At 30.1% G+C, this 26,578-nt stretch carries 25 protein-coding genes; 11 read left to right on the top strand and 14 right to left on the bottom strand.

The features are described 5' to 3' along the window. The first annotated feature begins 65 nt into the window (after nt 1-65). Nucleotides 66-419: a nuclear transport factor 2 family protein gene (locus tag BT151_RS14425; protein ID WP_072403035.1), complete on the top strand. Its 354-nt coding sequence runs from the start codon at nt 66-68 to the stop codon at nt 417-419. A 162-nt stretch (nt 420-581) separates the two neighbouring features. On the opposite strand, the gene BT151_RS14420 is transcribed toward BT151_RS14425, so the two are convergent. The 3 genes from BT151_RS14420 to BT151_RS14410 all read right to left on the bottom strand — a co-directional run bounded on the left by BT151_RS14420 (nt 582) and on the right by BT151_RS14410 (nt 2,835). After that, a complete protein-coding gene (locus tag BT151_RS14420; RefSeq protein WP_072403034.1) occupies nt 582-1,490 on the bottom strand; it encodes a TIGR01777 family oxidoreductase in 909 nt (302 codons plus the stop codon). 179 nt (nt 1,491-1,669) lie between these two features. Further along, on the bottom strand, nt 1,670-2,365 hold the full coding sequence (gene mnmD, locus BT151_RS14415; protein WP_072403033.1) for a tRNA (5-methylaminomethyl-2-thiouridine)(34)-methyltransferase MnmC2: 696 nt from the start codon (nt 2,363-2,365) through the stop codon (nt 1,670-1,672). A 2-nt stretch (nt 2,366-2,367) separates the two neighbouring features. After that, complete coding sequence (locus BT151_RS14410; protein WP_245794857.1) at nt 2,368-2,835, bottom strand: DUF4920 domain-containing protein; 468 nt, start codon at nt 2,833-2,835, stop codon at nt 2,368-2,370. A gap of 130 nt (nt 2,836-2,965) precedes the next feature. On the opposite strand from BT151_RS14410, the gene BT151_RS14405 reads away from it, so the two are divergent. Beyond that, a complete protein-coding gene (locus BT151_RS14405; protein WP_072403031.1) occupies nt 2,966-4,033 on the top strand; it encodes a branched-chain amino acid aminotransferase in 1,068 nt (355 codons plus the stop codon). Nucleotides 4,034-4,068: 35 nt separating this feature from the next. Here the strand turns inward: BT151_RS14405 and BT151_RS14400 are convergent, their stop codons facing one another. Together BT151_RS14400 and BT151_RS14390 are read right to left on the bottom strand one after the other, a co-directional pair. Then, nucleotides 4,069-4,455 carry a pyrophosphohydrolase domain-containing protein gene (locus tag BT151_RS14400; protein WP_072403030.1) on the bottom strand — a complete coding sequence of 129 codons (387 nt, stop codon included), beginning with the start codon at nt 4,453-4,455 and terminating at the stop codon, nt 4,069-4,071. Between the two features lie 483 nt (nt 4,456-4,938). Continuing rightward, nucleotides 4,939-6,978, bottom strand: coding sequence for a dipeptidyl-peptidase 3 family protein (locus BT151_RS14390; RefSeq protein ID WP_072403028.1), 2,040 nt, complete (start codon nt 6,976-6,978; stop codon nt 4,939-4,941). A 187-nt stretch (nt 6,979-7,165) separates the two neighbouring features. Here BT151_RS14390 and BT151_RS14385 point away from each other — a divergent pair, with 187 nt between their 5' ends. The 3 genes from BT151_RS14385 to BT151_RS14375 all read left to right on the top strand — a co-directional run bounded on the left by BT151_RS14385 (nt 7,166) and on the right by BT151_RS14375 (nt 9,265). After that, nucleotides 7,166-8,185: an SRPBCC family protein gene (locus BT151_RS14385; RefSeq protein ID WP_072403027.1), complete on the top strand. Its 1,020-nt coding sequence runs from the start codon at nt 7,166-7,168 to the stop codon at nt 8,183-8,185. A 68-nt stretch (nt 8,186-8,253) separates the two neighbouring features. Then, nucleotides 8,254-8,619: a fluoride efflux transporter CrcB gene (gene crcB / locus BT151_RS14380; protein ID WP_072403185.1), complete on the top strand. Its 366-nt coding sequence runs from the start codon at nt 8,254-8,256 to the stop codon at nt 8,617-8,619. 208 nt (nt 8,620-8,827) lie between these two features. Continuing rightward, complete coding sequence (locus tag BT151_RS14375) at nt 8,828-9,265, top strand: VOC family protein (RefSeq protein WP_072403026.1); 438 nt, start codon at nt 8,828-8,830, stop codon at nt 9,263-9,265. 158 nt (nt 9,266-9,423) lie between these two features. On the opposite strand, the gene BT151_RS14370 is transcribed toward BT151_RS14375, so the two are convergent. Further along, nucleotides 9,424-11,577, bottom strand: a complete 2,154-nt coding sequence (locus tag BT151_RS14370; protein WP_072403025.1) for a TonB-dependent receptor — start codon at nt 11,575-11,577, stop codon at nt 9,424-9,426. Nucleotides 11,578-11,803: 226 nt separating this feature from the next. On the opposite strand from BT151_RS14370, the gene BT151_RS14365 reads away from it, so the two are divergent. Both BT151_RS14365 and BT151_RS14360 read left to right on the top strand, forming a co-directional pair. Next, nucleotides 11,804-12,298: an RNA polymerase sigma factor gene (locus tag BT151_RS14365; RefSeq protein WP_072403024.1), complete on the top strand. Its 495-nt coding sequence runs from the start codon at nt 11,804-11,806 to the stop codon at nt 12,296-12,298. A 4-nt stretch (nt 12,299-12,302) separates the two neighbouring features. Continuing rightward, nucleotides 12,303-12,938, top strand: coding sequence for a hypothetical protein (locus tag BT151_RS14360; protein WP_072403023.1), 636 nt, complete (start codon nt 12,303-12,305; stop codon nt 12,936-12,938). Here the strand turns inward: BT151_RS14360 and BT151_RS14355 are convergent. From BT151_RS14355 to BT151_RS14330, 6 genes are all read right to left on the bottom strand, one after another. After that, nucleotides 12,935-13,525 (bottom strand): pseudouridine synthase, encoded by a 591-nt coding sequence (locus BT151_RS14355; protein ID WP_072403022.1) that lies wholly within the window; start codon nt 13,523-13,525, stop codon nt 12,935-12,937. The two genes, BT151_RS14360 and BT151_RS14355, sit on opposite strands and share 4 nt — an antisense overlap. Further along, nucleotides 13,512-15,803 (bottom strand): type IA DNA topoisomerase, encoded by a 2,292-nt coding sequence (locus BT151_RS14350; RefSeq protein WP_072403021.1) that lies wholly within the window; start codon nt 15,801-15,803, stop codon nt 13,512-13,514. Before BT151_RS14350 ends, BT151_RS14355 begins: the two co-directional genes overlap by 14 nt. An 85-nt stretch (nt 15,804-15,888) precedes the next feature. Beyond that, nucleotides 15,889-18,444, bottom strand: coding sequence for a T9SS type B sorting domain-containing protein (locus tag BT151_RS14345; RefSeq protein WP_072403020.1), 2,556 nt, complete (start codon nt 18,442-18,444; stop codon nt 15,889-15,891). A gap of 367 nt (nt 18,445-18,811) precedes the next feature. Then, complete coding sequence (locus BT151_RS14340; protein ID WP_216231125.1) at nt 18,812-20,020, bottom strand: DUF418 domain-containing protein; 1,209 nt, start codon at nt 20,018-20,020, stop codon at nt 18,812-18,814. Further along, complete coding sequence (locus BT151_RS14335; protein ID WP_072403019.1) at nt 20,014-20,811, bottom strand: lysophospholipid acyltransferase family protein; 798 nt, start codon at nt 20,809-20,811, stop codon at nt 20,014-20,016. The genes BT151_RS14340 and BT151_RS14335 overlap by 7 nt, the downstream gene beginning before the upstream one ends. A gap of 51 nt (nt 20,812-20,862) precedes the next feature. Then, the gene (locus BT151_RS14330) at nt 20,863-21,504 is read right to left on the bottom strand and encodes an NUDIX hydrolase (protein WP_072403018.1); all 642 of its coding nucleotides are present in this window, start codon (nt 21,502-21,504) and stop codon (nt 20,863-20,865) included. Between the two features lie 3 nt (nt 21,505-21,507). Here BT151_RS14330 and BT151_RS14325 point away from each other — a divergent pair, with 3 nt between their 5' ends. Further along, nucleotides 21,508-22,212 carry a peptidylprolyl isomerase gene (locus BT151_RS14325; protein ID WP_072403017.1) on the top strand — a complete coding sequence of 235 codons (705 nt, stop codon included), beginning with the start codon at nt 21,508-21,510 and terminating at the stop codon, nt 22,210-22,212. Nucleotides 22,213-22,315: 103 nt separating this feature from the next. On the opposite strand, the gene BT151_RS14320 is transcribed toward BT151_RS14325, so the two are convergent. Both BT151_RS14320 and BT151_RS14315 read right to left on the bottom strand, forming a co-directional pair. Further along, a complete protein-coding gene (locus BT151_RS14320; RefSeq protein ID WP_072403016.1) occupies nt 22,316-22,918 on the bottom strand; it encodes a trimeric intracellular cation channel family protein in 603 nt (200 codons plus the stop codon). Continuing rightward, nucleotides 22,918-23,637 carry an RDD family protein gene (locus tag BT151_RS14315; protein ID WP_072403015.1) on the bottom strand — a complete coding sequence of 240 codons (720 nt, stop codon included), beginning with the start codon at nt 23,635-23,637 and terminating at the stop codon, nt 22,918-22,920. The genes BT151_RS14320 and BT151_RS14315 overlap by 1 nt, the downstream gene beginning before the upstream one ends. A gap of 24 nt (nt 23,638-23,661) precedes the next feature. Between BT151_RS14315 and BT151_RS14310 the strand changes: the two genes are divergently transcribed. Genes BT151_RS14310 through BT151_RS14300 form a run of 3 tightly spaced genes read left to right on the top strand, consistent with a single transcriptional unit; the run spans nt 23,662 to nt 26,578 of the window. After that, nucleotides 23,662-24,651, top strand: coding sequence for a stage II sporulation protein M (locus BT151_RS14310; RefSeq protein ID WP_072403014.1), 990 nt, complete (start codon nt 23,662-23,664; stop codon nt 24,649-24,651). Then, entirely contained in the window at nt 24,648-25,376 is a 729-nt protein-coding gene (locus BT151_RS14305) for a hypothetical protein (RefSeq protein WP_143144318.1), read from the top strand. Before BT151_RS14310 ends, BT151_RS14305 begins: the two co-directional genes overlap by 4 nt. Beyond that, nucleotides 25,373-26,578, top strand: a complete 1,206-nt coding sequence (locus BT151_RS14300) for a DUF4350 domain-containing protein (RefSeq protein ID WP_072403012.1) — start codon at nt 25,373-25,375, stop codon at nt 26,576-26,578. Before BT151_RS14305 ends, BT151_RS14300 begins: the two co-directional genes overlap by 4 nt.

Here is a 26,578-nt window from a genome sequence, read left to right as displayed (position 1 = left end):
TTTCATATCAAGTCGTTGTGCGTCATACGAGAAACAGCCTCGGAAAAAAATAAAATAGAATAAATATGAGCAGCCAAATTGAAGGATTAATTAAAAAAGCGTATTCGGCCTTTAACTCTCGGGACATAGATTCCGCACTTTCTACATTTCACTCGGAAGTAGAATGGCCAAAAGCATTTGAAGGTGGATATATAAGTGGACACGAAGAAGTCAGAAAATATTGGACAAGGCAATGGACGGAAATAAACCCGATTGTTGAACCAATCGGATTTATTGAACGACCAAATGGAACATTTGAGGTATCGGTTTTACAAAAAGTAAAAGACTTGAAAGGCGATTTAATATTTGATGGAATCGTAAAGCATATTATAACCATTCAAGACGATTTATTTCGAAGAATGGATATTGAACTTGAATAGAATAAAAAAGTACGAACGCACAACATTGTATAAAAATAATACTTAGTTTAGTGCTTAATCAAAGGCTAGTACGCTTTTGTTAGCTGCTGATTTTCCTTCGGAAAATCCTCGCACACAAACACGCAACATTCCATACATTAACCGTTAAACGAACTAAAAAAGTTATTCTAACAAATTCTCCAAAGCTGGTTTTAAATAATTGTATTTAAAATTAAAGTCTTTATCTTCAATTTTTTTAGAACTCACACGTTGGCTTTCAAATAACAAGGTATGCATGTCACCCAAAATAAATTTCATGAAAGACTTAGGTATATTAGGTAAAAACAATGGTTTATTTAAAACGTTAGCTATGGTTTTAGTCAATTCTTGATTAGTAACTGGATTAGGTGCCACAGCATTATAAACACCGTTTAAATTATGCTTTAATACATATAAAAAAATGTTTGCCAAATCGTTAATATGAACCCAAGATTGCCATTGTTTACCTGTTCCAAATGCTGCACCTACACCAAACTTTATTGGTTTAACCATTTCTTGTAAGGCGCCTCCTTTTTTAGATAAAACTAAGCCAATTCTAATTTTTGAAACCGCAATGTTTAATTTTAAAAAGGCATCAGCTTCATGTTCCCAAACTTTTACAACATGGCTTAAAAAAGAATTTTCATCCTTCACTTTAAAATCTTCATCATAATAATTGATTAAAGAATCTGGGTAAACACCTATAGCACTAGCCGAAATAACTTGTTTTATAGAATGTGTTTCACCTTTTAAAGCATTAACTAATAATTGTGTGGTTTGTTTACGACTATTTAAAATTTCCTTTTTGTACTCTGGTGTCCAACGTTTTGATATGGTTGCTCCCGCTAAATTTATAATAGCATCAACATTTATAAAACAATCTTTATCAATATCGCCAGATTTAGGATTCCAATAAAACCCTTTATATTTTTCTTCTTTTTGAATTTTAGATTTACTAGTTGTTAAGTAGTTTACGTTTATCTGCTTTTTATGACAAAGTTTTACTATTTCACCTCCTATTAATCCAGTTGCACCTGTAATTAAAACTCGCATTTACTTTTTTTATAAAGTTACGAAATGGCAGTCCGTTTAACTAACCATTTATGGAAGGTTTAACATAATATAGCTAGCTATTATGAATAAAATGAAGCAATCTGTTTTATTTAATTTGAAATTTACTTGAGTTCTTACTAAAGAAGATTAACAGCGAAGTTTTTTGCTCTTTAATGATATTAAAGTTTTATGTCTTTTATAGCTCTAAGCATTTCCCTTTTTCCTGGTGGTCCTGGCAATCTTTCCACCTTAAAACCTACAGCTTGCATAGCACGACGTACACTGCCTTTTGCAGAATAGGTTACTAAAATTCCGTTAGATTTTAATGCTTTGTACATATTTTCAAAAACAGTTTCTGTCCATAATTCAGGCTGAACTCTTGCACCAAAAGCATCAAAATAAATAATATTAAAAGTATCGGTTTCATTTATTTCATGAAACATTTTTTGCTGTTTAGTAAGCTTAAAAAAGGACGTTATCGAATGCGATTCATTCCATAAAACTTCATGTAGTTTTTTAAACAAAGATTCATTTTTCTCAGACTTTAATTCTTTGGAATAATTAAGCTGTTTTATTTCATCCATAGAAACTGGATAACCTTCAACACCACAATAATCAATAATTAAGTTTAGTTTTTCGGCTTCAAGTAGAGTGATAAAAGCGTTTAGACCTGTTCCAAAACCTATTTCTAAAATTGAAATATCTTGATGACCAATTGAACCATGTTCAGGTTTACAGAAATAATATAAACCATGCTTTATAAAAACATGATAAGCTTCTTGTATGGCGCCGTGTTTAGAATGATACTGCTCATCCCAATCGGGTAAATGAATGGTTGAAGAACCATCTGCAGTAATAACAATTTCTCTTTTCAAATTTATTGTTTTACTAAAACCCCATCGGCTTCAAATGAATACGTTTTTTTAGGTTTAATAATTTGAGCTATTTCTTCTTTTGATTTTCCAGCATCTTCAGCATAATGACGTTGTTCATCAATAGATACTTCATTTACAAAAGCTTTACCATTTATAACGACTTCTTTACCAGCTATATCTTTTGGAACAAAAAAACCGTAATCTTTAAACTTTACCATCACTTCATTACCATCTTCAAGATTCAAAGTCATCCAACATCCTTTTGCTTGGCAAACATTATTCACTTTTGCAATCATTTTAGAATTAATACTATCACCAATATTCATAGTTTTATAATGCTCCGTCATTGAAGTTGATACTATAGCATCATCAGCAATAATTTCATTTCCAAAAGATGCATAAGCAACTTCTTCTACTTTATCGAATGGCTTTGGACTTTCTTCTACTTTCTTTTTGCAAGAATTTAACATTAATAGACAGATAATTAATAAGCTAATTGGTTTCATGATGTAAATATTTCAATTTTATACGATTTATGTAAATATACCGCTTTTTTAAAAACGTTTTTCTTTAAATTTGTATGAATAAATAATGAGACTTATGAATGCTTTAATCAACGACATAGAGATTATAAAAGCAAAAACTACAAAAATTAACGACGTAGATTTTGATAATTTGAAATTCGGACATGTTTTTTCAGATCATATGTTAGAATGTAATTTTAAAGACGGAAAATGGCAAGCTCCAAAAGTTGTGCCTTATGGTCCTATTAGCTTAGATCCTTCTGCTAAGATTTTTCATTACGGACAATCTGTTTTTGAAGGAATGAAAGCTTATAAAGATACCGACGAGAATATCTGGTTATTTCGTCCATTAGATAATTTTAAACGTATAAATATTTCATCAAAAAGATTATCAATTCCTGAATTACCAGAAGATTATTTCATGGATGGTTTAAAAGCTTTATTAGAGGTTGATAAAGATTGGATTCCAAAAAAAGTTGGAAGTTCATTATACATAAGACCATTTGTATTTGCATCAGGTAATGGTTTTCATGCATCTCCTGCAGATGAATATAAATTTATTATTGCTACAGCACCTTCTGGAGCATATTTTGCTGGAGAAGTAAGGGTTTTAATTGAAGAAAAATATTCACGTTCTGCTAATGGTGGTGTTGGTTTTGCAAAAGCTGGTGGTAACTATGCTGGACAATTTTATCCAACTCAACTAGCTATTGAAAAAGGTTATCAGCAAGTTATTTGGACAGATGATAATACTCACGAGTACATTGAAGAAGCTGGTGCTATGAATATTTTTGTTCGTATTAATGATACTTTAATTACTGGTCCAACTAGTGATAGAATTCTTGATGGGATTACTCGTAAAAGTATTATTGAATTAGCTAAAGCTGAAGGTATTAATGTAGAAGTTAGAAAAATTACGGTAAGTGAGGTTGTTGAAGCTGCTAAAAAAGGAACGCTTAAAGAAATGTTTGGAGCTGGAACTGCTGCTGTAATTTCTCCAATTGCTGGTTTTGGTTATAAAAATGAAGATTTTGAATTACCAAAATTAGACGACACTTATGCAAGCTACTTAAAGAAACGCATTACAGATATACAAACCAATAAAGCTGAAGATCCATTTGGCTGGAGATATCAAGTTAAATAATTAAATAAAAAAAGCAGCTCTATGAGCTGCTTTTTTTATTCCTCTAAAATAGATTGAATATTAGGTTTAAAATAATTAGGGCCTTTTAACACTTTACCATCTTCACGATAAATAGGCTGTCCATCCTCACCTAGTTTACTCATATTACTACGTTGTATTTCTTCAAAAACTTCTTCTATTTTATATTGCATACCATGTTCTATAATGGTTCCGCATAAAATATATAACATATCGCCTAATGCATCAGCAACCTCAACTAAATCATTGTTATTTGCTGCTTCGAGATATTCCTCATTTTCCTCTTTCATTAAGTTAAAACGTAGTGTGTTTTTATCTTTACCTAAATCTGCTTTAGGGGTTTCTCTATGTCCAATTTTAAATGCAGTATGAAATGCTTTTACTGCGTCTATTTTATTTTTCATGTGGTTCTATTTCATTAAATTTGCATAAAAATAACTATATGTTTAGTAAAGGTCAAATCATTTTTGGTGTTTTATTTTTTATTGTCTTCGCTATTATTATTGGTTACACTTACCGCAAAGATTTAAAAGTACATAAACGCTTTTATCGTGGAAGCATTTGGATTCTTCTAGCTTTCATTGCCTTTATTGGTTTAATCTCTGCTATTAAGTTTTTACTTTAAGTTTTTTTTTTAGGTTTTAGACTAGGAAAAAAGTAAACTAACTTGTTTTATTAATAAACTATTTATTTTGACGCAACCATTTTTAAAATTGTGCATCTTTTAAATAGCTTAATCAAACTAAACAAAAAACTAAAATGAAAATTCTATTAATCATTAGCATTCTAATTGTTATTAATTTGATTCTTTTAACTTTTAGTGTAAATAAAAAAACAGAACCTTAAATAAGATTCTGTTTTTTTATTTAAATTATTATCATAAATTTTTAATTTACTTCTGGCAAGAAATTATAAGCCTTACTATAATCTAACATTTGACCAGAAAATGTTTCGGGTTGGGTGATTTTTATATCTACTATTTCACCTTCATCATTTTTATCTGCCACTAAAACCGGATTTACAAATCCGCTATATGGTGCCGATTTAAATTGCTTATTACGTTCTAAAACTTCAGCATGAATAGCTTGATCTACTTTTACACCATAACCTTCTACTAAAGCTTCAACTGCTGCATAATCACCTTCAGATTTGATACGTTGCGTTTCTCTTAATAACTGCCCAAATAAGTCATGAAGCTTTTCGTAATCATTAATATTGAAATAGGTTTTTCCATCTCTGGTTACTTTTTCAATTACATTATCAGCCTTTCCTTTTTCAAAAGCCCAAGCAGAAACCCATTGTCTATTTCTCATGTGAGCTTCTTCAACATCATCTCCTAAATTCAATCTAATTAATTGGGTCAATAACCCATTTCTAATGTAGCCATCATAAGCAGCTTTACCAACAGATTTCCAATCATCAACTAATCCTAATTCCTGTAATTTCGGACTATATAAATAGTATAAACCAACTAAATCTGCACGTCCTTCTTCAAGTGTCGATGCATAATTTTTAAGTGTTTCTTTAGTTTCACCAACACCCGGATTTAGTTGCCCAGAAGCATGCCCAATAACTTCATGCAAAGCCGTATGTAATTTGTCTCCTAACTGACCATATTTTTCTTCTAACTCAAACTCTTCATCATCATTTACAAATTCTTTTAAACGTTCCGAACCCGTAGCATTATTGTAAGCATTAGTAATATTCCCTAAAGATACAGACTTGCTTCCTACAGCTGCGCGAATCCAGTTAGCATTTGGTAAGTTTACACCTATAGGCGTACTTGGTGATGCATCTCCTGCTTCTCCAGCCACATTAACAACTTTGTATGTAACACCTACAACATTAGCTTTTTTGTGTGCTTCCATTAAAGGAGAATTATCTTCAAACCATTGAGCATTTTCAGATAAAACAGACATTTTTTCCGACATGTCAAAATCTTTAACTTGAACAATACTTTCGTAAGAACCTCTATATCCTAAAGGATCTTTATAAACTTCTATAAAACTGTTTATGTAATCAATATTCCCCTCTGTAGCAGCTGTCCAAGCTACATTGTAATCATCCCAAGTTTGTAGGTTTCCAGTTTTATAATATTCGATTAACAACCCTAAAGCATCTCCTTGTGCTTTATTTTCTGCAACTCCTTGTGCTAATTCTAACCACTTAATAATTTGGTCTATAGCTTTACCATATAAGCCTCCAGATTTATAAACGCGTTCTTTTAAAACACCATCTTCTTTTACTAATTGTGAGTTTAAACCAAATGATAATGGTTTTTCTGAATTCGGTGATACTTTTGCTTTATAAAAACTTTCAACATCTGTATTAGTAACATTTGGTCCGTAAAAATTTACTGCAGACAAACCAACATTATCTACACCTTTTGCTTGGTTTACTTTTTTAGAATCTTCATCATTAAATATAACCTCAAATACTTCACCTTCTAAAACCGTTTTAGTTTGAGATAATAATTCTTTTAAATATTCGGAAGAGAACTCTGGTTTCAATTTATCATTTGAGTAATGATGATGAATACCGTTACTAAACCAAACACGCTTTAAATAGGTTTCAAAAGCATTCCAATCATCAGATGATTTATCACCTTTATAATTAGTATAAATATTTTCAAGTGCTTTTCTTATTTTAAGATTATACCGGTAGTTTTGATCCCACATAATATCTCTTCCAGACAATCCTGCTTGTGTTAAATAATACACTAACTTTTGTTCTTTCAAGGTTAAGTTTTCCCAACCTGGAACTTGATATCGTAGTATTTTAATATCAGCAAATTGCTCAACATTGTAATTAAATGAAACTTCTTCTTTTGAAGCCATTTCTTCAACGTTTTTTTTAGATTTATCCTTACCACATGATACTAAAACAGCACCTATTAATGCCAAATTTAATATTGATTTTAATTTCATTTTTGTTAAATTTCTTTTAATTAATTTCTAAAAACATCATTTCAAAACAACTTAATTTTTATTGATAAATAAAAAATATCAACTTTTAACTGTCAAAAATTTATTTTTATTACAACAAATGTAATAATTAATTAACCGAAATTTAAAAATGATTATATTTGATTTATATAATTTTTAAAATTAAAAAATGAAGGCTCTCAAGTACATTTTATTTCTTTTACTCATTGCTATTATAGGTTTAGCTATTTATATTGCTATCCAACCAAATTCTTTTGAGGTTAAAAGAGAACACACTATTAATGCGCCTTCAGCTGTTGTTTATAATAATGTAATCGATTTTAAAAACTGGAAAGATTGGTTGCCTTGGATTGAAGCAGACCCAACTATGGAAGTCACTCTTGGAGAACAAACCAAAGGTGTTGGCGGTTCACAATCGTGGACAGGTAAAGATGGAATTGGAAATATGAAAACCGTTGAAATTGATGCTAATAAATCTATCCAACAGGAATTACAATTTGATAAATATGAGCCCGCTAAAATAACTTGGGATTTTGAACCAACTACCGACGGTAAAACCAAGGTAACTTGGAAAATGAATAATGATAAAGTTCCTTTTATTTTTAAAGGATTTGCTGCAATTTCTGGTGGATTTGATAAGATGATTGGCCCAGATTTTGAACGTGGCTTAGAAAAACTGGATAGTATTGTAGTAGAAAGCACTAAAAAATTTAATATTACTATTGAAGGTGTTAAAGAATATGGTGGCGGTTTTTATTTATACAAAACCACAAATGCTAACAGCAGCAACATTAGTAGTAAAATGGCAAAACAATATGGTGCAATAATGAGCTATATTACACAAAACAATATACAAATGGCTGGCATGCCTTTAACGGTTTATAATGAAATGAATACAGAATCTGGAAGTGTAATAATGAGTAATGGAATTCCTGTAACAGAAAAGATAGAATTCCCAGCAGACAGCAATATTTCTTGTGGTTATATACCAAAAACAAAAGTTTTAAAAACGACACTACTTGGTAATTACACTAATTTACCTGAAGCTTGGACAGAAACTATGGGTTATTTAGGGAAAAACAATTTGGAAGCTTCAGATATTAAACCTTTCGAAATTTATACAACCGATCCTGCAAAAGTACCAAACCCAGCAGATTGGAGAACCGAAATTTATATCCCAATAAAATAATAGATAATCCTTTTATAATTAATGTTTCAACTTCTTTCAAAAAACATAAAACAAATAAAACTCACCTTATGAAACAATTTTTACTCGTTTTTTTAGGTGGTGGTTTTGGTAGTGTTTTACGCTATATTATTGGCAAATATTTAAATAATGCAGAAACTGGTATTCCTTATGGCACTTTTGCAGCCAATATTTTAGGAAGTTTACTTATTGGTATTATACTTGGGTTAGCGGTAAAAAACAACACACTATCGCAAAACCAAACATTACTTCTTGCAACGGGTTTTTGTGGAGGTTTTACAACCTTTTCTACATTTGCTTACGAAAATCATGTGTTTTTAAAATCTGGAGATTTTACAAGTTTTGCTATTTATACCATTGCAAGTTTTATAATTGGCTTTTTAGCTGTGTTTTTAGGTTTGTTTCTGGTTAAATAAAATCTTGACTTTATAAAAATTTTCAGCTAAATTTGTTTAACGCTGGATATAAAACATTAAAACGATTTCATATCATAACGTTTATAACAATTATATACCAAACATTTATAACAAGCTAAAAAATTGTCATTTCTTGACATATGACAATTTTGAAAATTTAATTTTGTGATAACTTTTAAAATTAGAAACAATCTAAAAATAAAAAATTATGGCACTTATAAATCCTTACATAAACTTCAATGGAAATGCTGAAGAAGCATTCAATTTTTACAAATCAGTATTTGGCGGAGAATTTGCAAAGGTTATGCGTTTCAAAGACCTCGCAAGTCCCGAATTTAAAGTCGCAGAAAGTGAAGCAAATAAAATAATGCACATTGCTTTACCTATTGGTAAAAACCTTCTAATGGCTAATGATGTTCCCGAAATTATGGGACGAACAAACGAAAATGAACACAGAAGTAAAATTTCAATCAGTGCTGAAAGCAAAGAAGAAGCCGACAAATTATTTAACGGACTTTCAGTAGGTGGACAAATTGAAATGCCAATAATGGATAGTCCTTGGGGGTCTTACTTTGGAATGTTTAGAGACAAATACGGAATTGAATGGATGGTGGATTTTGACCCAAAACATAGTGAAAAAAAATAATTATGGAACAAAGCTAGTTGTCAACAAAGAACTGAGCTAAATAACATGCAATTTAGTGCTTAATCAAGAGTTTGTGCGCTTTTGTTAGCTTCTTGATTTCCTACGGAAAATCCTCGCATACAAAACCGCACTATTCTTATCCGTAAACATAAACCACTCTACAAATTATCCAATTGATTACTACTTTTATCTTGACTAATTGTCCAAAAGAAACCAACAAAAAAGAATTGATCCGTTGCAGGTTGTAAAGCTCTCCTATTAAAATACCCATTCATATCAGGAGTATCTGCATATTGATATCCATTAATATTTTTAAACCCTAAAACATTACTTACCGAAGCATATAGTATTTTTTGCGGACTTATTAAATACGCCCAATTTAAACTTAAGCTATTAAAATCTTTTGTTTTTTCATTTAAAAAACCTGATTGATTTGGATTCGTATAAGTTCTACCAGATGCATAAGCATAACTAAATCCTACTTGACTTCTCCAATCGTCAATCCAATATTTTCCAACTACCGATAAATTATGCGTATTTGCAAAATTAGGCTGTGCTTTAGTTAGGTAGTTATTATAATCCCGTTTTGTATCTAAAAAAGAATAACTTAACCAATAATCAAAATTCTTGATGCTTTTGCTATCACGCCAAAAGAGATCTAATCCTTTAGCAAAACCAGAACCACTATTGTTGTAATTACTATCAAAATCTGCAAACTCTGAATCATATTTTACTAGGTTATTATAGTTTTTGTAATAAGCTTCGGCTCTAAAAATTTTTCTATCTGCATTAAACTGATAATTCAATATATAATGCGAGGTGTTTTGGGCTTTTAAGTTTTGATTAAATTTTAAAATATTACTTGATGGATTTTGATAAAAATTACCATAAGCTAACGATAATTGGCTTTTACCAGAGGTTTTATAAGCAAACGATAATCTTGGTGCTAAAGTAATGTCCTTAAATAATTGGCTATACTCACAGCGTAAACCACTTTTAAAAGCTAAGTTTTTTGATATAAAAATATCAGCTTCTGCAAAAGCTGCAGCAATATTATTGTTATATCCGTATTCATCATTGTTAATAGTTTCATCACTATAATTCTCATTAAAATTGGTAGCAAAATATTCTGCTCCAAAATAAAGTTTAAAATAATTACTTATTCGGTTTTTGAATTTCACCTTAATATGAATAGAGTTTTCAGTATCTTCAATAGCACTATCAATAATATTTAAATCATTTTTAGCATGTGTATAACTAAAACCACTTTGCATACTCCATTTATTATTCAAAATGCCTTGGTATGATCCATTAAAATATAAATTATTATTATTCAATTTAAAACGCACGCCTTCTTCATAATTAATATCTTCTTGAATTAACTCAAAATTAGTAGCATCAAAAGCAGCATAAAGTTTAATTAAACCAGAATTAGTTTTCTTTCTAAAAACAGTTTCTCCAGAAGCACTTTGAATAGGTTTTATCCAATCGTTTCTACTTTTAAATATAGCATTATAAGGCGCTAAATTTATATAAGAAGTATTTACGCTAATAGAACTTTTCTCCCATTTTTGAGTATTACCTAAAGTAGCACCAACGCTCATAATGCCTATATCTGTTTTTTCTTGGTCTGGCTCATCTATTGTATTTAGCAATAAAACACTAGATAGCGCTTGTCCAAATTCAGCAGAATAACCGCCAGTTGAAAAGGTAATACCATCAAACAAAAATGGTGAGTAGCGTCCGCGAGTAGGCGCATTATTAGTTGTTGGTGTGTAAGGTGTAAACACACGAATGCCATCAATAAAAATTTGAGTTTCCTCAGCATCACCACCACGCACAAATAAACGCCCATCTTCGGCAACTGTAGTTGTCCCCGGAAGTGTTTGTAATGCTCCAACAAAATCGCCCAAAGCACTTGCAGTTGTAACAACATCAAGTGGCTTTAAAACATTTACTTTGCTATTATCTCCAGCTTGAAATGTTCCTGCAGAAAGCACAACAGCATCTAAAGTACTCACATCTTCACGAAGTTTGATGGAAAGATCTTTCATATAAGTTATATCACCTAATATTGTGAATGTTTCATAAGATAAATATGAAGCCACTAAAGTAGCACTACCTGTTTCTGAAGTTCTAAATGAAAAGGCTCCGCTTTCATCCGAAGTACTTCCGTCATAAGTGCCTTCTAAATAAATATTAGCTCCTACAATAGGTTCGTTTTTGGTGTTAAAAACTTTTCCATTAATGGTTGTTTGGGAATGTAATTGAATACAAATTAAAGTGATAATAATGGTTAGTAAATTTTTCATTTGATTGATTATTAAACTGTTCGTTTTTATTGATGAGACAAATTTGCAACAGAAGTTTAATTAGAAAAATTCAATATAACCGAACTGTAAAATATTGATGATGAATTGAATATTTTATATTTAAACCCAAAAAACATATATTTAAAACCGTTTTTAAAATTTAATTATCACAAATTTGTAACGTTTGATTTATTTTAGCTACTTACAGAATAACTAAACCATCAATTTGAATAAAGAACTAGAACATAGTTTTGTGGAATTGCTTGAAAAGCATCAGAATATTGTGCACAAGGTTTGTCGTTTATACACAAATAATTATGATGCCCATAATGATTTATTTCAAGAAATAACTATTCAACTTTGGCGTGCATATCCAAAATTTAGAGGCGACTCTAAATTTAGTACTTGGATGTATCGTGTAGGCTTAAATACAGCAATAACACTTTATAGAAAATCTAAACGTCGCGTTTCGACTCAAGATTTTCAAGGTGTAGAATTTAAAATTAAAGCAGAAGATTATGATGATACTGAAGAGCAGCAATTAAAGGTTTTGTATAAAGCGGTACATCAATTAAACGACATTGAAAAGGCTCTAGTTTTCTTGTATTTAGAAGATAAAGATTATAGAGAAATAAGCGAAACCTTGGGTATAAGTGAAGTTAATGCGCGTGTGAAAATGAATAGAATAAAAACAAAACTTAAAACCATACTAAATCCGTAAGACTATGGATGAATTAGATATTTTAAAAAAGGATTGGAATAAATCCAGTGGGGAACACAAAAAGTTATCGATAAAAGATATCTACCCAATGTTGCATAAAAAATCGTCTTCAATTGTAAAGACCCTATTTTATATTAGTATTGCGGAACTTATTTTTTGGATTCTTGTTAATTCCATCCCTTATTTCTATTCAGATGAATACAAACAAAAACTTGAAGTTTTATATAGCAATGAGCATATTTTAACAGCGCTTACAGTTGTTACTTATGGTATCATATTACTTTTTATTTATTTGCTATACCAGTCTTACAAGTCCATATCGGTTACAGATAGTGCAAAAAACTTAATGGAAAGCATTTTAAAAACACGTAAAATAATTAAGTATTATGTGCTTTACAACTTAATTATGGCAGGTGTAACTTTAATAATTGGTTTTTATTATGCATTACATAATGACCCTAATTTATCAAGAAATGCAGCTAACTTTGATAACGGCCAAATGATAGGTGTTTATGCTTTATTAGGTTTTATTGCTATTATTTTTGTGATAATAATATGGTTGTTTTACAGACTTATTTATGGTTTGCTATTAAAACGTTTAAACAGAAATTACACCGAATTAAAAAAATTAGAAGATTAAACAATAAAATCATCAACTTCAATAACATCAGCATTACGCATATTATTCAAGTGAATAAGACCAACTTTAACACGTACCAATCTTAACGTGGGAAATCCCACTGCAGAAGTCATTTTTCTAACTTGCCTAAACTTACCTTCGTTTAAGGTTATAGATACCCAACTTGTTGGCCCATGTCTGTCATCACGTATTTTTTGAATGGCTTTTGGTAAATTTGGAACACCTTCTAATTTAAAAACTTCGCAAGGTTTTGTTTGGTATTTTCTACCTTCAAAACCAATTTCAACACCTTTTTTTAAATCTTCTATTGCTTCTTTGGTAATATCGCCATCAACTTGCGCATAGTATTCTTTTTCAACTTTTTTACTGTTTATAAAGTTACTCATTTGACCATCTGTTGTAAGCAATAACAAGCCTTCTGATTTTTCATCTAATCTACCAACAGGCATAATGCCTTCTGGAAAATCATATAATTCTCCTAAAAAATTTTTAGCCTTTTGTTGTTTTGAATTACTATAAAACTGACTTAAATAACCATACGGCTTATAGATAATAAAATGCCTATGTTCGCTTTTAAATGCTTCCATTTAAGATATTATGCACTAATTCTTTGGTAGGTTTTTGTCCGTTAATTTTAGCTCTAACGATTTCAAAACTCATTTTAAAATCACAGCCCAATTTGTAATTACTACAACCGTAGGCAGCTTTCCCTTTTATTATAGTTCCTTTTTTGCATTTTGGACAAGGTAACTCGTTCGTTTTCGCTTTCGCGGAAGTATGCTTAGGTTCTAACTTTAATTTAAAATTCTCATCAAAACGTAACAAACCTTCTATAGTTCCTGTATCTGTTTTAAAGCCTTTTAAATTAACCGTACTCCCCTTTTGTAGTAATCTGACAAATTGTTTTTCAGATATTTTTTTATCATTAAAATTAAACGGCAATACAAAATTACATCCTTCTTTAAAAGCGCTACAACCGTAGGCTGTTTTTCCTTTTATAAGTTGTCCTTTTTTACATTTAGGACAACTTTCTTGAGTAATTCCAGCAGCTTTTGTATGTGTGACTTTAGCTTTTCTATTTTTAATTACAGTTGCTTGCGATATATTTGCTCGTTTAGTTTCACTTCGTACTTCGTAAACCAAAGCATCAACCATACGCTTCATGTTTTTTATAAAAGCAGCTGCGCTAAACTCTCCTTTTTCAATATCTTTCAATTGTTTTTCCCAAGAACCCGTTAACTCTGCAGATTTTAATAATTCATTTTGAATTGTATCTATTAACTGAATACCCGTAACTGTTGGTAAAACTTGCTTTTTATTACGTTTTATATACTGGCGTTTAAAAAGAGTTTCAATAATATTGGCACGTGTTGATGGCCTTCCAATACCATTTTCTTTCATTAAATCGCGTAACTCTTCATCATCGACTTGCTTTCCTGCGGTTTCCATAGCTCTCAATAAAGAAGCTTCTGTAAACTGATTAGGAGGTTTGGTTTCCTTTTCTAAAAAAGAAGGTTCATGTGGTCCTTTTTCCCCTTTTGTAAACGTTGGTAGAATACCCGATTCTTTTTCTTTTGAATTGGGACTTTCAAAAACAATACGCCAGCCTTTTTCTAAAATTTCTTTCCCTGTAGTTTTAAAAACTACTTTTGCGGCGTTACCAACAACCGTTGTATTTGCTACAATACAATCGTCATAAAACACAGCAATAAATCGTTTTACAATAATATCGTAAACTTGTTGTTGATTATACTGCAAGTTAATTTGAATGCCCGTTGGTATTATCGCATGATGATCGGTAACTTTTTTATCATTAAAAACCTTTGAAGATTTTTTTATTTTTTTCCCTAAAAGTGATTGTGTTAAACTAGAATAATTAGTTAACTTTTGAAGAATACCATTTACTTTTGGGTAAATATCATTTGGTAAAAACGTCGTATCAACTCTTGGGTAAGTCACTACTTTTTGTTCATATAATTTTTGAATAATTTTTAAGGTCTCATCTGCCGAGAACCCAAATTTAGTATTACAATACACCTGTAAACCCGTTAAATCAAATAGTTTTGGTGCGTATTCTTTTCCTTTCTTTTTGGTAATGGATTCAATTTCAAACTCATTTTCTTTAACTTTATTCGCTAAAGCTTCTCCATCTTCCTTTTTAAGAAAACGTCCGTCTTCATAACTAAAAAGGGTGTCTCTGTATAAGGTTTGTAATTCCCAATATGGTTGTGATTTAAAATTCTCAATATCTTTAAACCGATTAACAACCATGGCTAGTGTTGGTGTTTGGACACGACCAACCGATAAAACTTGTTTATAACCACCGTGTTTTACAGTGTATAATCTAGTAGCATTCATGCCTAATAACCAATCGCCAATAGCTCTAGAAAAACCTGCATAATATAGATTATCGTAATCTTTTGAGGATTTTAAGTTTTCAAAACCTTCTTTTATAGCTTCGGTTGTTAATGATGAAATCCATAAACGCTTTACTTCACCTTTATAGTTAGCTTCATTCATTACCCAACGTTGAATGAGCTCTCCTTCTTGTCCGGCATCACCACAGTTTATAACAACTTCAGCTTTATCAAATAAACTTTTTACAATTTTAAATTGCTTTTGAATTCCAGAATTTGAAACCACTTTTGTTTCAAATTTATCGGGCAGCATGGGTAAATTATTCAAATCCCAACTTTTCCAATACGGTTTATAATCGTTAGGTTCTTTTAAAGTGCATAAATGTCCAAAAGTGTAAGTTACAGCATACCCGTTGCCCTCGTAATATCCATCACGTTTAGTATTAGCTCCTAAAACAGAAGCAATTTCTCGTGCAACACTTGGTTTTTCTGCTATACAGACTTTCACTTATTTTCTTTTGATTACAAAGCGCAAAATATGAATTTACAAAGGGTTTTTAAAGAAGAATTATTAGGAGTTATTAACCAAAAAATTAACGTTTCAATGCGAAATTCCCTTTAATTTTTCTTCCTTCAGAAGTTATAAAATGAAACCAATAATCCGACGAAGGCATATCTACATTGTTGAATTTACCATTCCAACCAAAAGATGAGTTATCGAATGATTTTAGTAATTTCCCATATCTATCATAAATGTTTATTATATAAACCGTATTTTCTCCACCTTTTATATTCCAATAATCATTAAATCCATCATTATTAGGTGTGAAAAACTTTGGATATCCTAGCACATCTTCCTCCAACTCTATTATTCCACATCCATTTTTATCTTTTACGTAAATACTATATATTCCTGGATAAAGCCTTTCAAACAAATTGCTATCCTGATAATTTATTCCATCAATAGAATATTCGTAATTACCAATACCTGTTGCATCAATGCTAATACTGTTATTACTACTATTATCAACAACATCAATAGTTACACTTGTTGCTTCACTTGAAAACCTAACCGAAACTGTAGATTCATCAAAACAATATCCATTATCAATAGTATAAGTATAAACACCTTTTGCATCAATACTTGGATCGAAAACACCTGTTCCACTATTTAAAGATGGATTCCAAATACCATTTGTATCAGGATCGTCTCCTAAAAATTTCAATAAATCTTCAGGCTCATCGTTTTGGCAAAATACTTTCTCGCCATCAATTCCTGTATATGGAATTTTTAAAACAGTCAATTTAACTACATCTGTCAAAACTGAAAAATCACAAAACTCATCTAATCTTGCTCTAAACCAATAATCATTATATGACAATGGAATATTTGATAATTCTAAATTTTTAGTATTAACTCCAGAATAAATTGCATCATTATCTAAATCTAACCAAGTTAAACCTAAATCAATACTAACTTGCCATTGTAAACTTGAAGAATTTGAAACAGAAATTGAGATTATCAAATTGTCTTGCTCACAAATTGTAAAACTATTAATAGGTTGAGTTATTATCAGAGGACGGTTATCTTCCTGAAAATCAAATACACTATTAGCATCAACGTCTAATGGAGCTGTATATCCATCAAGTTCATTAATAATCAAACCATCAGAATCAACTATATCCGGTAAATCACCTAAAGTCCCATTTGCATCAGGATCTTGAAAACCTGCTTCTGTAACATCAAAACAGCCATCATTATCACTATCCAAATCAAGTGAATCAATTAATCCATCACTATCAGTGTCTAAAAGAGGATTGCCGTTTAATTCTACTGTATCTAAAATACCATCATTATCATCATCTAAATCTACCTTATCTATTATTCCATCTTGATCAAAATCACAAGATGCTAGTTCCCATATAATTTCTATTAAATCTCCTATTCCATCTTCTCCATTTAATTCAAATTGAAAAGAAACTTCTTTAAATACACCATTAATCTGAACTGATCCTGCTGCACTTCCTTCTGAAGGCAATCCGCATTCAGTTGTGCTTGAAGATGCTCCAGGCGTTCGGGTTATTGTGTTAGATGTCACTTCAAAATGAAGATCGTTAGCTGATAATTTTGTTAAAGATAAATTAGAATCAATTAGTCTTAATAATACTGAGTTAGAAGCAAATCCGGAATAACCACCAATCTTATCAATGTGTATTATTGGATTCTCTACTTCTCTAGAAAAAGTAAATGTTAAAACCCCTACACCTCCATTAGTACCATTATAATCTAGATAAACCCCTAGAGCAGGCTCATTAACAACTATATTTGAAGAATAAGTATTAACCATATTACAGCCTAAAAATTCTTGGCTAAACACAACAGAAGCTCCATTTTGTAATCCTGAAACAGAAGTCATTATTTTAGTGTTACAAATATTTGCTTTCCAAACAGAATTATCATCATTCCAAACACCTGTTAATTCTGCAGAAGAAGAGGGTATTACAATAGTACAATTAGCTATAATTTCATTAATAGAATTAAAGCCTGGTGTGTTATTTTCTATTGCATTAGAATAGCCTCCATTTTTAAAGTAATTACATAAACTTTCCGAACTAATACTTTGCAATTTATTCAATGCTACTAAATCAACACTTGTAACTGTATCATAATTAATATTATTTATTGCACTAAGGTTTTCAATTGACAAATATCTTAATCCAATAATTCCTAAAACAGTAGTTAGACTATTAAGACTAGATATATCATTAAGATCAAAATTGTAACCAATAGTTAAAGGTCCATTAATTATTTTAAGATTATTTAATCCATCTAAGCTTTTAAAAGAAGAGGATGCTATATCAAGTCCTCCAACTTGATTTAAATTTTCAAAACCAGATAAATTATCAATGTTTTCAATATTATATATTATCAATGGCCCTTCAATTTCTTCTATGTTACTTAATGGACTAAAGTTATTTATTGAAGATGATTGTATAAATAATTGACCACTTATTTTTGTGCAATTAGGGTAGTTAAAAATAAATTGGTCAAGTTCAGATTGATTTTCAAAAAATAAATCACCTGATGGACATTGTGAAAAAGATATAAAACTAGTTAAGAAAGCAATAAATAAAAATTTATTTTTCATATGCTAAACTTATAAAAATAGTTTTCCAATATCTATAGTTTTATTTAGATTAAGCTTTCTCATTTAAAACAAAACTATGTGTTTTATATTTTAAATCCCAAATATTTTTAGAAGACCTGTAATTACTAGGTATTTTTAAAACACATAAATATAAATAACAAAAGTATATTTTATAACATATCGTTGTCTATAAGAGCTTCTAAGTCTAGGCCCTCTAATAAATATCCAATTTCATAAGCAAGGCTATGATTTATCGTATTCATACTTTTATTTATCTTTCTTTAGCTTACAAAGCAAAAAAACTAATCTTAGTCCTGTATTTTAGGAAAGAAATCTATGTATTGTTAATTGGTAGTATCTTTATAAATCAAACGATATCTTCTTTTGCTTTTTTCGCACTAGAAAACATCCAAGTAGCTTTATGCCAAATATTTTCTAGAGGACCTCTTTTATTATTTTTCATCCACCAAAATGAAAAATATCCCATGATAATTGAAAGCAAAATGCTTATTAAAGCACTATACGTAGCTCCTGTGTATTTATAAAGTCCTAACCCAAACCCATAATACAATGTAGCTCCAATAATAGATTGAAAAATATAATTTGAAAGACTCATTTTACCCATAGGTGATAATATACTCAAAATTTTATTCCATTTTTTTTTCTGGAATAAAAGTACAAATCCAGATACTAAAATAATCATAAATGAAATATTGGTCCAAGACCTAATTATAGTACTTATTGAATGTCGCATAGATTCACGAGCAAATATAAAATCTATATTTTTTTGAAAAATATATAAAGGAACAAATACAATACTTGAAATAATTAATCCATTTAACCAAAATCTATTATTCTCTAATGATTTTTTAAAGAGATGTTTACGACCTGTTAACATACCAAACATAAATAGTGACAAAACATGTAAAAATCTTGCATTTTCATTGCTCCATTTCAGCAAATTAACCTTACCATTAGTCAAGTTTCCTTTTACTGTATTTATAAAAGACTCATCTTTTAAATATTCACCCATTCCCTTAAAATGTGACCAAGAATCTGAGTTTACTAAAACTTTATTTGAATTTTGAGAAACTTGAACTAAGCTAATCATTTCAATTGGTTGTATGAAAAGAAATAAAGCTATACACAAAACAACGTTATCACTTAATCGTGCAACAGGAATTAATAAAAAACCAATAACCGCATATATAATAAGAATATCTCCCGAATAAAAAACTGAATTTATTATCCCAAAAACAAATAACAAAACAAGTCTCCAAGCAAATATAAACCTAAAGTCTTCATCTTTTTTTTCTTTGTTATTTAGTTGAATAAAAAATGTTAAGCCAAAAAGTAGTGCAAATATTGCATAGGATTTTCCACCAAAAACAAAAAAAGAACCTTTCAAAATTATTTCATCTAGTTTCTCTAACCAATTAGGAAGGTTTTCTGGTGAAAATTCCACGCTAAAATGCTGAATGTTGTGCAATAACATTATAGAAACAATAGCAAACCCCCTTAACGCATCAACAACATGCATTCTACCACCTATATCTTTAGATGTACTAATTACCACTCACGCTTTTTATTTAATTCCTCCAAAGCTTCCAATTCTTTTTGAGGAATCACTTTTAGAAATGATGGATGTTGTTCAATAGCGTACTCAATTCTTTTTACAATATCTTCTGTAGTTTCGTTATCGTAATCAATGTCTAAAGGCGCTTTTATTTCAAAAGATTGTAGAATATTTTTCTTTTTAATTCGCAAACCCTTTTTGTCAAAAGAACGACGAAAACCATCAATAACAATAGGCACTACAATAGGTTTATAACGTTTAATAATATGCGCTGTTCCTTTTCTAATGGGTTTAAAAGGTGTTGTTGTTCCTTGCGGAAATGTAATCACCCAACCGTCATCTAAAGCTTTTCCAATATTAGAAATATCACTCATTTTCACTTGCCTATTTACGTCTTTTCCTTCTGCTCTCCATGTACGCTCAATGCTAATTGAACCAACATAAGCCAAAATTTTAGACAATAAACTAGCTTTCATAGTTTCTTTAGCAGCTACATAATAAATATTAAGTTTTGGATGCCATAGATACCCTACATTTTTTATAGAATCTACGCGCCCACTTAAACTGGCATTAAACACATGAAACATAGATACTACATCGGCAAAATAGGTTTGATGGTTTGAAATGAAAAGTACATTTGTATCTGGTAAGTCTTTAATAATTTCGGAGCCTTCTATTTGTAATTCATTAAACCCACGAAAACGCCTGTGCGTCATAACTCCAAGGATTCTTATGAGCCATTTTTTTACAAATAATATATGTCCGAATGGATTTTTTTTAAATAATCCCATAAATCACGCATCAAATTTGGTTAGATGCTACAAATGTAATAAATCTATAAACTACATAAGTTGTTTTAACAAGTCTTTAATTTCACTCAACATCATCGCTGTTGCGCCCCAAACCACATGATTGTTTAATTTGAATGCTGGTACCTCAACATCAACGCTGTATGATGTTGATACCATTTTAGTTACGATAGATTTATCATCTAAAAAATGCTCTAAAGCAATTTCTAAAATGGCCTCTACTTCATCATCTTGTTTTATAAAAGTTGGTGTTTTATTTGTAAATCCTATAAACGGATGTACATAAAAGTTGCTTGGTGGGATATAAACCTGTGACAATTCTCTAACAACATTAACTGTATTTATGGGCACACCTACCTCCTCATAAGTTTCTCTCAAGGCGGTAATTTCAATAGATAGATCTTGTTTTTCTAATTTTCCGCCAGGAAAAGCAACTTGAGCAGAATGCACACCTTTGTATGATTTTCTTAAAATTAAAACAAACTTAGTCTTATGATTAAAATCTGGATAAAATAATGCTAAAACTCCAGCATTTTTGGCCTTTTTTATAGCATCTTGCTGTTTTTTTAATAGCTCTTGACGAAACGGAGGTACCATTTTAAAATGAGATGTTTCGGCTGGTAGTTCTATATTTTTTATTTTTGATAACGATATTAAAAAATCATCAAATTTCATTGTATGCGCCTAATTATGATTTTAAGTGTTTTTCTTTTGTTTATGAATTGTGAAGATAAACAAACTAAGAAGAAAACAACACAACAACACGATTCTACTCAAGTCAAAAAAAAACAAGCTTTAAAAAAGGAAGTTGAAACTAAAGAAAGAGCTTACCCTAAATTAGATTCTAAAAGCGCAATGGAATTTTTCTTGGAGTATGACAAACATCATAAAGAAAATAAAGTACGTATTACTACAGATTTTGGGTCTTTTGATATTTTACTCTTTAATGAAACTAAATTTCATCGTTCCAACTTTATTTTTTTAACTAAACAAAAATATTTTGATGGCACTCAATTTTATAGAGTAATAGATAATTTTATTGTTCAGGCTGGAAATAGTGATGATAAAAAAACGGCAAGAAAGCGTGCTAAAATTGGTAAATACCTTTTACCACCAGACACCAAACGAGGTTTTAAACATGATAGAGGTGTTATTTCTATGCCTAGTAGCGACATTAACAACCCTCACAAACTAGCATCTCCTTTTGAGTTTTTTATTGTGCAGCAACAAGGTGGTTCACATTTTTTAGATGGTGATTACACTATTTTTGGTCGTGTTATTAGAGGTATGGAGGTTATCGATAAAATAGCAGGAGTTGATACTGATGATGGTGATTGGCCAATGAAAAACATTTACATTAGAAAAGTTGAAATTATTGATTAATCTTGGTTTTGCGTTAGGGATTGTAAAGGAAATCCTTTTTATGAGGAACGAATAAAAAGATTGTATTGAAAAGCCCGACCCTTTGGGTAACGCCTAAAATATTTTACTCTTTATAAATATTTGGTAAAGCTATTTTAAATTTCACTGCTAATAGTCTGGTTGCGATTACCACAATACCAGCAATTACAAAAACAATGTTTGTTTTTATTGGTAATTCGTTTAATAAAAAATAAGTGATTCCACCTAATATACATGCTGTAGCATAAATTTCTTTTCTGAATATTACTGGAATTTCATTACATAGAATGTCTCTTATAACACCTCCAAAACTTGCTGTCATGGTCCCTAAAGCTATACAAATAATAGGGTGTAATTCTGCATTTATTCCTTTTTCTATACCTACCAAAGTGTACAAACCTATACCAATGGTATCAAACAAAAATAATGATGTTCGTAAATAGTTAATTTTACTTCTAAAAATAATTGCAAATACTGCTGATGTTAAAATAACGTAGGTATATGTAATATCCCTCATCCAACTAACTGGGGTGTCTCCAATAAGTAAGTCTCTAAGTGTGCCGCCACCAACTGCGGTTACAAATGCTATAATTAGTATGCCAAATAAATCCATTTTTTTATTAAAAGCTACTAAAACTCCTGAAATTGCAAAAGCAATGGTTCCTAAAATATCTATGGTATAAAACATTACATGTCCTGGGTATAAAAATTATAATCCTTTAAAATAACATCAATAAATTCCATATCGGTTTTATGCTTCATACTTTTTATACCTACAACTTCAATTATTTTTGAGCGGAGTTTTATTAATGTTTGGTAATCTTTTGATGCTTTTGCAACTGTGAATGTTTCTTTTATAATACGTGCATCGTTATCTGACAATCTAATAACATTTGGATAAGAAGGTTGATAATCGTCCCGTAAATCTTCTAAAATAGTGTGATTAATATTTACGCTATCTTTTAAACCAATTACTGCAGTTCCGGCTGCCATATCACCTAATCGTTGTGTTTTCTTATTAAACATCATCACAAAAAAACCTATACCCAAAATATAAATATCTACAATTCTAAAAAACCAACGCACCACATAATCTGATAAAGAGGCTTGATAACCATCTATTTTTACTACTCTTATTTTCATAACACGCTTACCTATAGTTTGCCCTTCTAAAAGCGACTCTAAAACCAAAGTATAAAACATTACCGGAAAACTTAAAACAGTATTAATTCCTATTTGAGACCATTGATCCATATTATCGAAAGCGCCAACCGTCCAATTTAAAACTAACATATAGCCAATTTTAATTGCCATATCTATAATGAATGCCAACAAACGCTCTCCTGCTCCTGCAGCATTGAACATTATTTTCACATTTTGGGTCGTGTTAATTTGTAACTCTGACATTTTATATTTTAATTTATCAAATATATGAGGGAAGTTTCATTCATCAAGCAAAATAAAGAAAAATGGTTAAGTTTTGAAAAAGCTGTCTTTAATAATGACTTTAAAGATCCTGATGAGCTTGCTTCTCAATACATTCATTTAATAAACGATTTAGCCTACGCACAAACCTACTATCCTAAAAGCAAGGTTATTATCTATTTAAACCAATTAGCTGCTAAAGCTTTTCAAAAAATTTATAAAACCAAACGTGAAGACACTAATAGAATTGTTGGTTTTTGGAAAACTGAAGTCCCTTTAATTTGTTACCAATATCGAAAATTCATATACATAGCCTTTATTATATTTTTTGTATTCACATCTATAGGTGTTATTTCAGCAGCAAATGATGGTGAATTTGTGCGCTCTATTTTAGGAAATAATTATGTAAACATGTCGTTAGAAAATATTGAAAAAGGTGATCCTGTTGCCGTTTATAAAAGCGGTAGTAATTGGGGAAGTTTTATTGGTATTACCATTAATAATTTAAGAGTTGGTATTATTGCTTTTGTATTAGGTGTTTTTTTAGGAATAGGTACGATTTACATTATGTTTAAAAACTGCATTATGTTAGGCTCTTTTCAATATTTCTTTTATGAGAAAGGTGTATTTTGGGAAAGCGTTCGTGGTATTTGGATTCATGGTTCTATGGAAATATTTGCTATAGTTATAGAAGCTGCAGCCGGTTTAATTCTTGGAGCAAGTATTTTATTTCCTGCAACACACTCTAGATATACATCCTTTAAAATAGGTGCTAAAACGGGAATTAAAATTTTAATAAGCACTTTTCCCTTTACTTTGTCAGCCGGTTTTTTAGAAGGTTTTATAACGCGCTATTCTAATATTATGCCACATTGGTTATCGGTTGGAATTATTCTAATTACCTTAAGTATTATTAGCTACTATTATTTAATTTATCCATATAAAATTCAGAAAGAAATTACTCAAAATCCACATTTAAATCTGTCTAATATTTGAAAACAAACCAACTACATATTTACTTTTTATGGGTTTTAATGGTTTGCAATTATCAGCTAATTTTTTGCACAAATACATCGCAAGAACCTCAACAAATAAGACAATTTGATGATAATTTTAAAGAGCATTATTCTAGTGATAAATATAATTATGAAGGTAAAAAAACAGTAAGCGAAACGCCATCTGGATCTGGTGAATATGAAGATTATAAAAATGCTAAAGACCGTAGAAAAGAACGTAACAATTCTGATGATTTCTCAATAGACTTTGGCCCTTTAAGTTGGTTATTTTATTTAGCCATTGCCTTAGCTGTTATTTATTTAGCATATATTTTATTTAACGAAGGTGGTTCTGGATTATTTTCATCAAGACAAAGCACAAGACTCAATAATTTTGAGGAAATAACTGCCGAAAATATTGAAAATACAGACATTACTACATTAATAACTAATGCCGAAAAAGATAATAATTTCAGGCTTGCCATTCGATATTACTACCTACTCGTTTTAAAGAATTTAAGTATAAAAAACTATATAAAATTTGAAGATGACAAAACAAATAGTGAATATTTAAACGAAATAAACACAGCATCTTTTAGTGATAAATTTGCATACACATCGTACCTATATAATTACATCTGGTATGGTGAATTCCCTGTTGATATAGAGCAATACAACAAGGCAAAAAATGATTTTGTAACGCTATTAAATCAGATAAAAAAATGAAGAAAGCGCTACCTCTAATCATTATAATTATTGCTTTAATAGTTGCTGCAGCTATGGCAATTGGCATCAAGCAAACTAAAACTGTAGATTGGGAAGAATCTTTTGATGAAAAAAGCAATAAACCTTACGGTGTTAGTATATTTTATAAAGAATTACCAAAACTTTTTAAAAATCAAAAAATTAGAACAGTATACCATCAACCTGCAAGTTATTTAAGTGCTAACGTTGAAAATGGTTATGGCGATCATGTTGCTGAAGCAACCTTTGTTATTATTGGTAATTCTGACTATTTGGAAGACGATTCTATTGATGAACTCTTAAATTTTGTTGATGCTGGTAATACGTTGTTTATTTCAGATTACTTCTTTTCTCAAAAACTTCATGATACTCTAGACATAGATATTGATTATGTTTTAAATGAAAAAGACAGTATTTCACATCAATCTTTAAAATATAGTAACACAGAAGATATTATTATAGACAAAAATACTGGCGATAATTATTTTGCTCGTTTTGACTCTATAAATTACAAAGTATTAGGGCATTCTAAAATTGATTATAAACACGCTAATTTTATTCAAGTCCCTTTTGGTAGCGGTAATATTTATCTCCATTTAGAGCCTAAAGCCTTTACAAATTACAACCTTTTAAAAGATGATAGATATAAATATGTAGAAGGCATTATTTCCTATTTGCCAGAAAACAATGTGTATTTTGATTCTTATACCAAAATACAAACAGGTTATAATGGTGAGGCAGAAAAGGAATCGAACCTAAGTTGGTTTTTAGAGCAATTATCTTTTAAGTGGGCATGGTATACAGCCGTTATTTTTGGTATTTTATTCATGATTTTTAATGCAAAACGCAGACAACGTATCATAAAAATCATAAAACCTTTGCAAAACACAACCGTAGCTTTTGTTAAAACAGTTTCTAATTTATATTTCGAAACTCAAGATCATAAAAACTTAATAAATAAAAAAATAACGTATTTTTTAGAAAAAATAAGAACTGATTATAATTTAGATACTTCGGTTTTAAATGATGAATTCATAGAAAAACTCGCATCTAAAACCGGAAAGAAAAAAGAAGATATTAAAAAGCTTATTGATTATATAAATTGGTTAAGGAGTAAAAATGAGTTTTTTGAGGAAAACTTAGTAAAACTAAACAGACATATTGAAGCATTTTATTCAAAATAA

It is taken from the genome of Flaviramulus basaltis (assembly GCF_900114265.1).
In the GTDB taxonomy this organism is placed as follows: Bacteria; Bacteroidota; Bacteroidia; order Flavobacteriales; family Flavobacteriaceae; genus Flaviramulus; species Flaviramulus basaltis.
Note: the sequence above shows the minus strand (reverse complement) of the source record. Positions and strands in the feature narration are given on the sequence as shown.

Coding starts and splice junctions, on each gene's coding strand:
- BT151_RS14315 (WP_072403015.1), bottom strand. CDS start 23,637: ATGTCAGAGTTACAAATTAACACGACCCAAAATGTGAAAATAATGTTC.
- BT151_RS14375 (WP_072403026.1), top strand. CDS start 8,828: ATGGCACTTATAAATCCTTACATAAACTTCAATGGAAATGCTGAAGAA.
- BT151_RS14300 (WP_072403012.1), top strand. CDS start 25,373: ATGAAGAAAGCGCTACCTCTAATCATTATAATTATTGCTTTAATAGTT.
- BT151_RS14345 (WP_072403020.1), bottom strand. CDS start 18,444: ATGAAAAATAAATTTTTATTTATTGCTTTCTTAACTAGTTTTATATCT.
- BT151_RS14370 (WP_072403025.1), bottom strand. CDS start 11,577: ATGAAAAATTTACTAACCATTATTATCACTTTAATTTGTATTCAATTA.
- BT151_RS14400 (WP_072403030.1), bottom strand. CDS start 4,455: ATGAAAAATAAAATAGACGCAGTAAAAGCATTTCATACTGCATTTAAA.
- BT151_RS14320 (WP_072403016.1), bottom strand. CDS start 22,918: ATGTTTTATACCATAGATATTTTAGGAACCATTGCTTTTGCAATTTCA.
- BT151_RS14410 (WP_245794857.1), bottom strand. CDS start 2,835: ATGTTAAATTCTTGCAAAAAGAAAGTAGAAGAAAGTCCAAAGCCATTC.
- crcB (WP_072403185.1), top strand. CDS start 8,254: ATGAAACAATTTTTACTCGTTTTTTTAGGTGGTGGTTTTGGTAGTGTT.
- BT151_RS14335 (WP_072403019.1), bottom strand. CDS start 20,811: ATGGGATTATTTAAAAAAAATCCATTCGGACATATATTATTTGTAAAA.
- BT151_RS14385 (WP_072403027.1), top strand. CDS start 7,166: ATGAAGGCTCTCAAGTACATTTTATTTCTTTTACTCATTGCTATTATA.
- BT151_RS14325 (WP_072403017.1), top strand. CDS start 21,508: ATGCGCCTAATTATGATTTTAAGTGTTTTTCTTTTGTTTATGAATTGT.
- BT151_RS14330 (WP_072403018.1), bottom strand. CDS start 21,504: ATGAAATTTGATGATTTTTTAATATCGTTATCAAAAATAAAAAATATA.
- BT151_RS14360 (WP_072403023.1), top strand. CDS start 12,303: ATGGATGAATTAGATATTTTAAAAAAGGATTGGAATAAATCCAGTGGG.
- BT151_RS14405 (WP_072403031.1), top strand. CDS start 2,966: ATGAATGCTTTAATCAACGACATAGAGATTATAAAAGCAAAAACTACA.
- BT151_RS14310 (WP_072403014.1), top strand. CDS start 23,662: ATGAGGGAAGTTTCATTCATCAAGCAAAATAAAGAAAAATGGTTAAGT.
- BT151_RS14420 (WP_072403034.1), bottom strand. CDS start 1,490: ATGCGAGTTTTAATTACAGGTGCAACTGGATTAATAGGAGGTGAAATA.
- BT151_RS14355 (WP_072403022.1), bottom strand. CDS start 13,525: ATGGAAGCATTTAAAAGCGAACATAGGCATTTTATTATCTATAAGCCG.
- BT151_RS14425 (WP_072403035.1), top strand. CDS start 66: ATGAGCAGCCAAATTGAAGGATTAATTAAAAAAGCGTATTCGGCCTTT.
- BT151_RS14390 (WP_072403028.1), bottom strand. CDS start 6,978: ATGAAATTAAAATCAATATTAAATTTGGCATTAATAGGTGCTGTTTTA.